Annotated in this window: 6 protein-coding genes; 1 reads left to right on the forward strand and 5 read right to left on the reverse strand. The window is 61.7% G+C overall.

Annotated features, from left to right (window positions below; translation table 11 throughout):
* Positions 1–70: 70 nt before the first annotated feature.
* The 5 genes from ACFTSA_RS19780 to ACFTSA_RS19800 all read right to left on the reverse strand — a co-directional run bounded on the left by ACFTSA_RS19780 (position 71) and on the right by ACFTSA_RS19800 (position 7,869).
* A complete protein-coding gene (locus ACFTSA_RS19780) occupies positions 71–808 on the reverse strand; it encodes a M48 family metallopeptidase (RefSeq protein ID WP_377953469.1) in 738 nt (245 codons plus the stop codon).
* Complete coding sequence (locus ACFTSA_RS19785) at positions 795–3,896, reverse strand: type I restriction endonuclease subunit R (RefSeq protein ID WP_377953471.1); 3,102 nt, start codon at positions 3,894–3,896, stop codon at positions 795–797. The genes ACFTSA_RS19780 and ACFTSA_RS19785 overlap by 14 nt, the downstream gene beginning before the upstream one ends.
* The gene (locus ACFTSA_RS19790) at positions 3,893–5,149 is read right to left on the reverse strand and encodes a restriction endonuclease subunit S (RefSeq protein ID WP_377953473.1); all 1,257 of its coding nucleotides are present in this window, start codon (positions 5,147–5,149) and stop codon (positions 3,893–3,895) included. The genes ACFTSA_RS19785 and ACFTSA_RS19790 overlap by 4 nt, the downstream gene beginning before the upstream one ends.
* Positions 5,146–7,593, reverse strand: a complete 2,448-nt coding sequence (locus ACFTSA_RS19795; RefSeq protein ID WP_377953474.1) for an N-6 DNA methylase — start codon at positions 7,591–7,593, stop codon at positions 5,146–5,148. The genes ACFTSA_RS19790 and ACFTSA_RS19795 overlap by 4 nt, the downstream gene beginning before the upstream one ends.
* Positions 7,594–7,662: 69 nt before the next feature.
* Entirely contained in the window at positions 7,663–7,869 is a 207-nt protein-coding gene (locus tag ACFTSA_RS19800) for a helix-turn-helix domain-containing protein (protein WP_377953475.1), read from the reverse strand.
* A gap of 1,368 nt (positions 7,870–9,237) precedes the next feature.
* On the opposite strand from ACFTSA_RS19800, the gene mobF reads away from it, so the two are divergent.
* Positions 9,238–12,807: a MobF family relaxase gene (mobF, locus tag ACFTSA_RS19805; protein ID WP_377953476.1), complete on the forward strand. Its 3,570-nt coding sequence runs from the start codon at positions 9,238–9,240 to the stop codon at positions 12,805–12,807.
* The last annotated feature ends 417 nt before the right edge of the window (positions 12,808–13,224 follow it).

Consider the following 13,224-nt stretch of genomic DNA (forward strand, 5'->3'; position numbering starts at 1 on the left):
CGGAACACGAGCATGACCTGATGAAACGTTCGTCAGCACCTGCACCAGGCCCTGCGGTTGCTTTTTTTCATCACGCCCGCTCGCATTCTCCCCACTCCTCGTGCCCGAGCGGGGCTTCGTTCAGCTCGTCGCGACGTGCCCGCCAGTCGGGAAGGGCCTGGTCCATCAAGGCCACGAACTGCTCGCCGTGGCCACGTTCCAGAAGGTGCACGAGTTCATGGACGACGATGTACTCCAGGCACCGCCGGTCCTTCTTCGCCAGCTCCGGGTTGAGCCAGATCGTTCGTGACGTAGTGACGCAGGTGCCCCACTTGGTCTTCATCCGGCGCACGACGTATTTGTCAGCCTCGACCCCGAGGATCGGCTGCCACTTCTCCAGCAGCGCGGGCACGGCGGCCTTCAGCTCACGCCGGTACCACCGATCCAGTGCCCCGAACCGCCCGGCGGCGTCGGTTCCGGATGGAGTGATCACCCAGAGCGTATTGCCCTTGATCTCGACACCGTACGCACCGCTCGTCTTGGAGACGTCGAGGAGATACCGCTGCCCCCACACGAAGTGCGTCTCCCCCGAGACCATCCTGCGCTCAGTCTGCCTGTCTGCGTTTTGGAGCTGCTCCCGCTTACGCCTGATCCACGAGAGCCGCTGCACCACCGCGAGCCGGATAGCTTCTTCAGTAGTCCGCTGCGGTGCGGCGACCCGCACCCGGCCCACCGGCGGGTAGACCGAGATGTGCAGGTTCTTGATGTTTTTGTAGACGACGTCGACGCCAAGGCCGGCGACGGTGAGGTAGGCGTTAACGGTACTCATCGTTGTTCTTCAACAGTTCGATGAACTCCGCCAGTGATTCCTCTTCGACACCTGGGAGTTCCTTACGCAGCTCACGGGCGAGCGCGCGCTCCTTCATCCTGCCGGCACCGGCGTCGGCCCATCCGTGTTCCTTGCTCGATTGAATTCGGTGATGCAGTGCTTCGTGGTCGACGACCAGACCTTCGGGACGCCATCCGAAGTCCATGATCGCCCGACGCGCTGGTGTGCTCGCCCATTCCGGGTAGGCCTTGCCGTCTGCTGCCTCCCGGGTGCCGACCTTCTTCGTCAGCTCCATGAGTTTGCGGAGGTAGTCCGCGTAGTCCTCGGCGTCTTCCTTCTGCTTCTCGATGAGTGCGTCGAGGAGTTCGGACATGTGCTCGTAGTAGCGCGGGTTCATCGCGTGCTCGTCGACGATCGTCTTGCGGACGTTGTTGATGATCGTCTCCGCCGTGGCTGCGCTGCTGCCCCTAATTCCAGGTGGCAGCGTGTCGATGGCGTCGGGCCCGCGCTCGACGATCAGCTGGACCAGGGTTTTCTCCAGGTCGGCGACCTGTTCGACGGGTTTGGCATTGATGTAGTTGTCGAGCAGTTGGCGCATCCCTGCCTCATACTGCTTCATGTCGATGTTCTCGCCGGCTCCGGCCTCGACCTCGCTCTTGACGGCGGCGTAGTGGGCGACCTCGTCCTTGATCGACGCCATCTCAGCGGTCGTGTAGCCGGCGGCTTCCATGTCGCTGGCGACGGCACCGAAGGCGCGTACGAGGGTGGCAACGGACTTGTAGAGCAGGACGCGTTTGGGTTCGTTATCCTTGATCTGGTCGGCATCGCCGGGCGTGGACGCGACGAAATAGTGCTGGTATTCGAGCGTGCCTTTGGGTGGGGCGACCGGCTCGCACAGAGCCCGGACGGCGTCAAGAGCCTCCTCGAGATCTTTGCGGTCCTGCTCATTGCGGTCGCTGATCAGTCCGTCGACGTCATCGGCCTCGTACTCGCCGAACGCTTCGGAGGTGTAGTCGGTGACGGTCTTATCGAGCGACTTGAACAGGTCACGGTAGTCGACGATGTACCCGTAGGTCTTGTCGTCGCCGTCAAGACGGTTGACGCGGCAGATCGCCTGGAAGAGACCGTGGTCGCGCATTCTCTTGTCGATGTACAGGTACGTCGCACTCGGCGCGTCGAAACCGGTCAGGAGTTTGTCGACGACGATGAGCAGCCGCATCTGGCCGGGCTCGTTGACGAACTTCTTCTTGGCATCGGTCTCGAACTCTTCGACCCGGCTGATGGCCTTGTCGGGGTGCTCGCCGAAGTAGTCGGCGAGCATCTGCCGGTAAATCTCGTACTTGCGGAGCTCTTCTGTGTCGCCCTCACCCGCGTCTTCCTTGGAGATCGCGGTCGGGTTGGGCTTGTAGCTGGTGACGATCGCGACCTTGCCCCTGAAGCCGCTCTTCACGAAGGCCTCGTAGAACGTGCAGGCCTGATAGACCGAATCGCTCACCAACATGGCGTTGCCGCGGCCGCTGAGCAACCGCGGCTGGGTTTCCATGTCCATGAGAATGTCCTGGACAATCTGCGCCGAGCGGGGTGCAGAGGAGAATACTTTCTGGATCGTGCCCCACTTCTGCTTCAGCCGCGCCTTCGACAGGTCGGTGAGGTTGCGGGTCTTGGCGTCGAACCACTTGTCGACCGCCGTGGATCCCTGGAGCTCCTGCTCTACCTTGCGGGCCTCGTACTTCAGGTCGAGTACAACACCGTCGCGGACGGCCTCGTCGAACTTGTACGTGTGGATGAACGACCCGAAGGTTTCGATGCTGGTCTTTTTGTCGCTCTTCAGCAGCGGCGTGCCGGTGAAGCCGATGAACATCGCCCCCGGCAGCAGGTCTTTCATGATGCGGTGCATCTTGCCGCTTTGGGTGCGGTGGGCCTCGTCGACGAACACGAAGATGTTGCCCTTGGCCCTGAAACCGTCGGGGATCTTCGTCTTGAGGTCCTTCGCGAAGTCCTCGGCGTCCTTGTCGCGGGCCTCTTCGTCGGTGCCGCGGAACTTGTGTACCAGAGAGCACATGAGCCGCGGGTTCGAGGTGTTGAGCATCGCGAGCATGTCCGCGCCCGACTGAGTGCGGACGATCTTCTCCCCAACCCCGGAGAAGCCGCCCTCGATCTGGTCGTCCAGCTCAGTGCGGTCGGTGATCACTAGGACGCGGGCATCATGCTGGGTCTCCAGGATCCACTTGGCCAGCCATACCATCGTCAGGCTCTTGCCCGATCCCTGGGTGTGCCAGATGATGCCGCCCTCGCGCTTCGCGATGCGGGCCTGAGAGGCCTTGACGCCGAAGTACTGGTTGTGGCGCGGGGACTTCTTCACGCCCGCGTCGTAGACGATGAAGTCGTGGATGATCTCCAGGAAGCGCTCTTTGGAGCACATCTGGGTGATCGCCAGGTCAAGGTCAGCGTTCTCGCCTTCCTCCTTCCACCGCAACCAGTACTTTTCCGGGGTCTCGATCACTCCGTAGTGCAGCCCCTCGACATCATTGCCCGCGAACAGCAGCTGGACCGTTGTGAAGAACGGGCGGACGAAGTCGTGGCGCTGGTTGCCGATATTCTGACGGATACCGCTGGCGACGCTCACCGTCGAGCGCTTCAACTCCACCACACCGAGCGCGATCCCGTTTACATAGAGGACGAGGTCGGGTCGCTTCGTATGCTGGCCCTTGACTGTGACTTCTTCGGCCACTACAAAGTCGTTCATCGCCGGATTGGTCCAGTCGATCAGGTGGACCGACTGGGTGGTCTGGTCGACGTCGGTCTTGACCTTCGCGCCGAATCTGAGCAGCTCATAGACTTTGCGGTTCTGATCGTACAACGAAGAGCCGCCGCCGAACGCTGCAGCGGTCAAGAGCTCATGAACCGCCCGAGAGACCAGAGCCTCGTCGTATCCACGACGAAGCAGGTAAGCACGGAGCTTGGCTTCATCGACGTTGCGGTTGTCCTGATCCTTCAGGTTCCCGCCGTAGGTGTAGTCCAGCTTCTTTTGAAAGAGCTTGACCACCCGCTCCTGGGTCTCGCGCTCCTTCTGCCCGACCGTGCTCATGCTTCCTCCATCACCGGCATGCGGGTCCTGCCCGTCAACAGTTCCTGCATCATCCCGATCTTCACCGCACGCGCCGACTCCAAGCTACGCTCCAAGGCCACGATTTCAACGTCAGCATCTGTCAAGATTCGGGAAATCGCTGCTTGCTCTTCGAGCGTAGGCGGAACCAAAAGTTCGAGGGTAACCAGGTCTCGCTGGTAGAGGTGGGTGATGGTCGAGCCCGCGCTGAGACCAGCAACGAACTCTTCGAATACGCGAGACCGCAGCATCCAGTAAACAAATTCTGAATCGTACGCACCACGCTTCGGGCGGAGAACGAATACGCCGCTGTTCAGCGTTGACGGGCCCGGCATCGAATCAACAATTGCCACTTTCCCAATGGTGCCGTCCTTGGTTATGAGGACATCACCGTCCACAAGCTGAATATTTTTGTCCTGGTCGAAGCGCCACTGGTCCACGAACGCGGTGGATTCCCAATCGACGTGGCCGTTTTTGAAATCAGTGCCACCGACGAGTCGATACTCACCAGAAGTCAAATACTCGCCGGTAGTGAGACCCTGCCAGCCTATACGGGCTTTAAGATGCGAGTTGTCCGCCACCGGGAGTAGCTTCCACTCGCCCGTGAAGCCGGGGAGGCGAGAGCGGCCCGTGAGGAGTTCCTGCATCATGCCCTGTTGGACATCACGCTTCTTCGCGATGAGTCGGACGAGCTTCGTGATTAAGTCGTCTCCGTCAGCGAGAACTTCAGCGATCGCTTCCTGCTCGGGCTCAGGGGGAAAGGGAACCTCAATGTCCTTGATAAGCGATGTATTCAGATTTGGCTGTCCGTTTCCAGGTGCCACAACGTCGCGGAGGTACGCAGTTCGCGTGTTGAGGTACTGGCAGATGAATTCCCGGTTCCCAGCGTGTTGGTCGATCAATGCTGCAATACCGTCGTTTGCGCAGCATCGGAGATCCAATATCTTTGCGACTCCAAGGGTCGCGCCGCTGTTAGCAAGTACTAATGTGTTCGGTAGCAGCGTCCGACTTCGGTTCGCCCCCTCTTCCGTCAGGCACCCTGCTGTCTCGCTGACCCGGATCTGGCTGGCCGGGATAGATGTAAGGGAAGCGACCGTCAACCAAGGGATGAACGATCCATTGAAGTAGCGAGGGTCACCTGCTGGCCGAGGCGAGCCACCCCGAACGACACGACCCAAGTCGCCAAGCGGCCTTGTCTGCCATCCGATGGGCAGCTCGTACATGGCAGTTGTCATCCGTCGAACCCCATCACAGCCAGGTGCGCAGCGACCTTGGCGCTCAAAGCTTCTACCTCGGCCTCGAGTTCACCAACAGTCGACTCATAGCGATTGCCAAGGACACGGAGGCGAGCGATAAGCGCCTGCCCAAGCGCAGTCACCTCCGCCCCGATGTGGCGGCGGATCGTGCCGCCCCACTTGTCATCGATTACCAGCGACTGGATGTCGTCCGTCGTGAGCTTCTCGTACTGCGCAAGGGCCAGTTGCTCGATCTTCGCGCTAGCGTCCTTGACCGACTTCTTCGCAGCCGCCTCCGCCTCGTAGAGCTTGATCACATGCTGCAGTGCCTCGATCTCATCGGCCTCAGCACCCTCCCGTCTAGCCACGCGCAGGCGTCCTGCCACAAGCGCCTTGGTGATCTTGTTGTCCTCGACGGCCTCCCAGAGCAGGCCTTCTTCGACTGCATGTTCCCCTGTGTATTCCTCGGCCGCCTGGCTAGCGGCCTCTTGTTCGAGGATGAGACCATCGAGCTCCGCCTTCTCCTCTGGGAAGAACCGGGCGACGACGTACTCTGGCGGGATCAGGTCCATGACCCAGCGCCTCGCGGTGGCGCGAGCACCCGTAACGATGTGGGCTTCCTCGTACTTGGGCTTGTTGTTCTTGTCCTTCCAGGTGCGAGCCAGGCGCGGCCTCGCAGAGCCGTCCCAGCCGTCGCTGACGATGAGGGCGACGTCGTCGTGCATCGAGGCGTTCCAGTAGCTCATCAGCTGCTCGTACACGCCGTACTCGTCGATCAGCGGGCGTGGGCGGAAGGCCTCCAGCAACGCCTCGGAGACGTTCTGGATCAGATCGTTGGCGCGGGTCGTCGGTGAGATGTCCACGAGCAACTTGCGCTTGTCCGCCCACCAGGCGTCGACGGTGTCGGCGATGCCGTTCGCGAAGGTCCCGTACTCGGGTGACTGGGTGACCCTGACCTGGATGTCCGACTTGTCGACGGCGAGCGCCGAGTAGCCGTGGCGCAGCGGTGGGAAGAGTTCACTGCGGAGGTTCGGGAACGCATCCCAATAGGGCTGGAGCGCGTCGAGGTCGCGGTCCGGGATACCACCCTGCATGTGGGCGCGGAGGTCCTGGATGTCCTCGGGCTCGGAAGAGTCGATGTAGCGCGGGATGTTGAGGTTGTACTCGTTCTTCGGATCCGCGATCTCGCTGACCGGCACCATGCGGGAGTAGCGCGCAATCTCCTTGCCGCTGGTGTAGGCATCGACGATCTTGTGCATGTCGCGCGGGCGCAGCCGGTTCTTGGGGCCGTCCTTCTCAAAGCCTCTGGATGCGTCGATCATGAAGATGCCGGAGCGGGCCTGGGCGTCCTCCTTGTCGAGCACGATCAGGCAAGCGGGGATGCCGGTGCCGTAGAAGAGGTTCGCCGGCAGACCGATGATCGCCTTAATGTAGCCACGCTTGATCAGCTCGGTGCGGATCCTCGCCTCTGAGTTTCCGCGGAAAAGCACACCGTGCGGGAGGACGACAACGCCCTTGCCCCGCGACCGCAACGACTTGACCATGTGCAGGAGGAACGCGTAGTCGCCGTTCTTGTCGGGCGGGGTGTCGAATCCGTCGAATCGGCCGAAGGAGAAATCGAAGCCGTTGCGCCAGCTCTTGACAGAGAATGGCGGGTTGGCCACGAGGTAGTCGAATGTCTGGAGGTTGCCGTTGTAGGTGAACTTTGGGTTGGCCAGTGTGTTGCCCTGGCGCAGGTCGTGGGTCTCGTTGCCGTGCAGGATCATGTTCATCCGCGCGAGCGCCCAGGTGGCGTTGTCGTTCTCCTGGCCGTAGATGGTCAAGCCGTTCGGGGCGGCGTCGGCGACCTTAATCAGCAGCGACCCGGAGCCGCAGGTTGGGTCGTACACGGTGGTGGACTTCGGAGTGTTTACAGGGATCTGGAGCAGCTGCGCCATCACGCGGGAGACCTCGGCCGGGGTGTAGAACTGGCCTTTACTCTTACCCGACTGGGTGGCGAAGTGCCGCATCAAGTACTCATATGCATCACCCAGGAGATCATCCCCTTCGGCCTTGGAGCCGGTGAAGTCAATGTCCTGGAAGATGCCGATCAGGTTCGAGACCTTGTCCTGCAGTTCTTTGCCGGAGCCCAGCTTGGCCGGGTCATCGAAGTTTGCGTTGTTGATGACGCCCAGCAGGTCGTTCTCTTCAGCGAGACGCCTGATCGCGACGTTGACCTTCTCGCCGACGTCGGGCTTGCCCTTGAGCGAGATCAGGTAGTCGAAGGAGCCGTCGTCGGGGACGTAGATAAGCGCCGACTTGTCTGCCTTCGCCTTGTCGGAGACGTACTTCACGAACAGCAGCGTGAGGACGTAGTCCTTGTACTGGCTGGCGTCCATCGATCCGCGCAGCTCGTCGGCGCTGCTCCACAGTGAGGAGTAAAGGTCAGATTTTTTCAGCGCCACAGTTCAATCTTTCTACGTTCATGCATGTACCCAGGGCCGAGAGCAGGCCTCCCGGACCGCCAACTCTGCTCAGGGTCTTCCACTGCCATCGCCCTCGTCCGAGATCGCGGCCCCGCCGCTGCGGACCCAGGCGTCGACCTCGCTGGTCTGGAACTTCCAGAGCCTGCCGACCTTGTGGGCCGGCATGGATCGTTCGGCGATCCAGGTGTAGACAGTCTCCTTGGTTACGCCGAGGTGGGCTGCGATTGCGTCGGCGGCAAGCCACGGTTCGCTCACTACTGCACTCCTCGGGACTGCCGGCGGCCGCCTGGTAGCGGTCTGACCCGATCTTACAGGTGTCGACCCGGTCTGACTCGGTTTGAGCGGATTCACCCGGGCACGCATGCACCTTTGAGCCAGCGATGAACCATGGAGACCATCGTCAGCACCTCCAACACCAACGAACCATGGCAGGGGGGCCACACAGCCCTTCGTGATCTTATCCGGGACCTGACTGCGGTTGTTTCTCCCTCACCACGTCACGCGAAGGCAGTCCTTCTCCATGCCCCGATAAGCGCACTTATCAGGAACCCGCCAGCGAATGTCGCGTCTGTCCATCGACTGGTAGGAGACACTCGCGGCATGAGCGCCGTAAAGGGAATCGGGCATCCACGACGCGCAGAAAGTTCTGGGCTAACGCTTACCCACCCGAAAAGATAACTGTCACTCTGGAACAGCCGTCAGCTGCGTCAGGCAAGCGGTTTTCATGGCAGCCGGCAGTTCCTCGCCGAGCCCTCCTGTTCGCCGGTGACCACAGCGAGAAGCAGGCCGCGGGCATCAGGGGCAAGCCAGACAGAAGCCGCGGCAAGCCGCCTCTCTAGGCGTGGCCGTGGCCTGGGCAGTACAGCTAGTCCTGCGCTGCTGCCAGCCTGACGGCGTCTGCACCCCTTTCCGTGGCCGATCCGCCGAAGCCAATTTCTTCACCGCAGGGGTCCCCAGAGACCCGAACGCGGTCGTAATTCATCGCCGGCTACCAGCCGTGTCTGTTTGCCAGCGACTCGACTGCCTCACACCTCTGGCATCCAAGGCGGTGGCCGTGAGGCCGGCTCACGGCTGGTCATGTCGCGAGGCAACTCGCCGCCGATGAATCAACGTGGGCAAGAGATTTTGTGCTGACTGCCGGGAGGGCTTCGAACCGAGCCGCTCTTCTCAGCTCTATTGCTCTACTCGCTGCGCTAACAGACAGCGCGATCGTCGACGTCGGCAGCGCCTCTCGGGGTCAACACCGATGCCCTCCGCGGCATCACCAGACGGCTCCAAACCCGCCACGCCAACGCGACGTGACCGAGCAACAGCGGGACTGACTCGCGTCCGAGTGCCCAACGGCAGAGTCGTGGATTCGCTCCACGCCCAACTCCGACTTCAAGCCGTAGACATCGATCGCCTCGAAGCCGAGGTCGCGGAACAACGGGCCAGCGCCCATAATCTTCGCCGAGAGCTAGACAGGCTCCGGGCCATTCAGAAAAAGGACGCCCACGACTTCGTTCACCTGGCCGGCAAGCTACTGGCTCTCAGTCGTGCTTCCGGCGTCGAACTCGACCCCAAGTCCAAGGACTTGTTCCGCCGCAGGGGATGGAGCAGCGCCGCCAACCGGGGACACCAGCGATGACTATGTCCATCGCCCGACTTTCGGCCCAGTCCGGCCTGAAGTACCTGTTCAAGACCACAATGATGGACGACGTAAAGGTCGCTCCGGCGGATGCCACTAATTACTACATGAAGTCGGGAACACCGCCTGGACGCTGGATAGGCTCCGGCATGCAAGGAATAGGTCGGTCTACTGGGGACGTCGTCTCGGAAATTGACGCCAAAGCCATCTTCGACCATGCCGCTCATCCAGACACCGGCACCCCCCTCGGCCGACCTCACGGCCAGCCGACGCTCGTCCAAAAGGGCGGGGGACGAACCGAAACGCGCCACGCCGTCGTCGGATTCGACCTGACGTTCAGCGTGCCCAAATCCGTCTCGGTCCTTTGGGCGCTCAGCCCACGGAGCGTCCAGGACCAAATCCTCCAGACCCACCACCAAGCCGTCAACGCCACCCTGCAGTGGCTAGAAGCGTCAGTCATACACACAAGGGCCGGCCGCAACGGCGTCGCCCACATCGGCACCCGCGGGGCGATCGCCGCCGCCTTCGACCACTGGGAGTCACGTGCCGGGGATCCTCAGCTGCACACTCACGTGGTCATCGCCAACCGGATCCAGCGCATCACGGACAGCGCCTGGGTCACGTTGGACTCTCGAACGCTCTACAAGGCGGCAGTCGCGGCCAGCGAGCACTACAACGGCCTCCTCTTCGACGCCCTCAGCCGAAACCTCGGCACCGAGACCGACTTCCGCAAGCCCGCCGCGAACACAAACAATCCCAGCCAGCAACTTACCGGCGTCGACGATGTGCTGATTCGCGAGTTCTCCAACCGCTCCCGCCTTATCGATCTCGAAACCGACCGGCTCGTTGCCAAATGGACTGCCAGCCACGGCACTCCCCCATCCGCGACAACCGTCATCAAGCTCCGACAGCAGGCCACCCTTTCAACCCGTACAGCCAAATCGGAAACGGTCGCGCCGCTCCACGAACTCTCAGCTCATTGGCAGAAACGGGCAATCAGCAAGGGCTTCAGCCCGAGCCATGTTCTCGCCGCAACCGTTCGGCGCTCCCACAGAACCCCATTCTGCGCTCGTGACTTCGCACCGTCCTGGATCGACGCCGTCGGCTCACTGGCACGGGAGCGTGTGGCCATGAAGCGCGCCACCTGGAACCGGTGGAACCTCCTCGCGGAAGCCGAACGTGTCTGCGCCGAAATTCGCTGCAAGACAGGGGAGGATCGTAAGGCCATGATCGATGCCGTGGCCACGGCCGCGGAAAACCAGTCCGTGGCGCTCAACGAGCGCCGTTACACCGTCCCGGTCAATGCGCATTCTGACCTTCATTTCGCGGGACATTCGGTCTTCGATTTCCGAGGCTCCCGCCTATTCACGGATGCCGGGACTCTTGCCGCCGAGGATGCTGTTATGGATGCAAGGAACGACGACGGCGGTCCGGCCGTGTGCGCGGACGTCACCATGGAATCGCTCTCCATTTACAAGCACCAAGGCCGTCTGCAATTGCACTCCGATCAACGCGCGGCTGCAGCCACTGTCTTGCTCAGCGGCAACCAGCTCGATGCCATCGTAGGTCCCGCCGGTACGGGCAAGACCACCACACTCGGTGCGGTCAAGGCAGCTTGGGAAGCAGGATTCGGCACCGGTACCGTGGTTGGCCTGGCACCGGCAGCAGCAAGCGCCGCGGTTCTGGGGCGAGAGCTTGCAATGACCACTGAGAATGTCGCCAAATGGCTCTACGAGTCCGCTGGCCAGGGAGCCGGTAACCGGGCGGCCCAGTTCTTCGATGTGGAGCAGCGTCTTACTCGTCGCCAGGGCGACAGGAACCCACACACCGTCCGGCTGGCACAGAAGGCCGCATGGCTCGCTGCCGAACAGGACAGGTGGCGTTTTCATCGGAACCAGCTGATCGTCGTCGACGAGGCCTCAATGGTGTCCACTCTTCAGCTGGCCGCCTTGGTACAGCAGGCGCGAGACGCCGGGGCGAAGGTCCTGCTGGTGGGCGACCCGGGACAACTGGACGCCATTGATGCCGGCGGCATCCTTGGCTGGCTGGACCGTCAAGGCAAGACGTCCCGGCTGACAACTATTTGGCGGTTCGAGCAGGCCTGGGAGCAAGGTGCATCGCTGATGCTCCGGTCGGGAGATTTTTCCGCCGTTGCTGAGTACAACCGTCACGGTCGCCTTCGGCACGGTTCGTACCTGGACATGGTTGATCAGGCCTATCTCAATTGGCAGGCGGATATCAAAGCTGGCAAGTCGTCCATTCTCATTGCAGCCGAGAATGACACGGTGAGCATGCTCAATCAGCGCGCTCAGGCTGACCGGGTTATCCAAGGTGACGTAGATGCCGGGCAAGCCGTGCCGATCAGCGACGGGTCTCGTGCAGGCCGCGGTGACGCAATAATCGCCCGCCAGAATGACCGCACAATCATGGACAGCAACGGAGATTTCATCCGAAATGGAACCATGCTCAACGTCGTCCGCGCAGACAGGCGCAAAGGTTCCCTCACCGCGGTACGTCGGGACACCGGCGCAACCATATCCTTGACTCGCGACTACGTCGAAAGTTCAGTTGAGCTCGGATATGCGACAACTGCCCACCGTTCGCAGGGCCTGACCGTGGACACAGGACATACCGTCGTGACGCAGGGTCGTCTCACACGCGAGCTGCTGTATGTGAGCATGACCCGTGGACGCGTGGGAAACCATGCCTATGTCAGCGAGAGCGATCCGCTGGAGGACGAACCTCTGGATCCCGCCCTGCAAGCCACATGGCAGCAGATCCTAGGCGAAGCCCTTGCTGCCGAGGGCGCTGAACGGACGGCCCACGAAGTCCGCGACGCGGAAAGGACGAAAGCGGATAGCTTGCAGCGCCTCAGTGCTGAGTTCGACTATTTCGCGCAAATCGCCGCCGCCGAGGACCTGTCCGCATTCCTCGAGGCCTACTCCCCCGGCTCAGCGGGTGAGCTGCAGCAGTCTCCATCCTGGGGCGCGACTGTTGTGGCCTGGCGCCGCTCTGTTCAAGTCAGCCGTCCAAGCGCCCAGCGCGTGGTGAAGGCCGCCCTGGGAACCAGCGAATCGGCCAAAGACGTGGCAGCCGTGGTCCATTCCCGGCTCCGGCGCTTCCTGACTGAGATGCCCGCAGTTGCAGAAGATCCGCTAGCCCCAGTGCACTCCGCACGCCCTGACCTGACTAACCTGATCAGCCAAGTCCAGGAACGGACGCAACAAAGGATGGATCACATCATCACAGACGCCCTCACTCATGATGCGGTATGGAAACGGAACCTTGTGGAGAGTTTGGCCCCGGACGTTCGGTCAGATGGCGCACACGACGTCGTACGCCGAGTCGCGATTTTCAGGGATAGATGGGGCATTGAAGATTCACCGCTTCCTTTGGGACCCGTCCCGGCAGCGTACGAGTGGGAGCAAGGGGAGCAACGCGCGGGCATTGACCGGCTCATCGGCCAGCTGGCTCTCCCGCTTACCGAACAGCCTCCGGGGCACGTCTGGGTTGGAGAACCGGTTACTCAAGCAGACAGCCTTATCAATGTCGGCTGGCAGCTCTAAACTGGGCGCGGGGATAACCAGTGGATGTAAACCCAGTCCTGAAGCCCAAGCTTGCAACACCTGCGCTGATCCTCATCAGCGTGGTGACGGTGATCTGTGCCGCCGCTTTTCTAGCATCTACCGGCGCGACGTGGCCGTCTCAATGGCCATCAATGATGGCGGCTATTGCATTCCTTCTCGCTGCGCCCATGGTTGGTGCGATCTGGCTGGCCCGGGTACGTCGGAGGCGCACTTGGACGGCGGCAGCAAGGGAGAGGTGGAAGAACTTCGATGCGGCGAAGCGTCTACACGGCACGACGGCGGAGGTCACCGTGCTGAGCGTCGATGCCCTTGAGCCCACAGGATCTTGGATCATCATCAAGTGGAACCGCTTTGACCACGTTCAGCGAGCATGGGTCGAAGCTCTGCCAGAACCGA

The organism is Arthrobacter sp. NPDC057013, from assembly GCF_042674585.1.
In the GTDB taxonomy this organism is placed as follows: domain Bacteria; phylum Actinomycetota; class Actinomycetes; order Actinomycetales; family Micrococcaceae; genus Arthrobacter.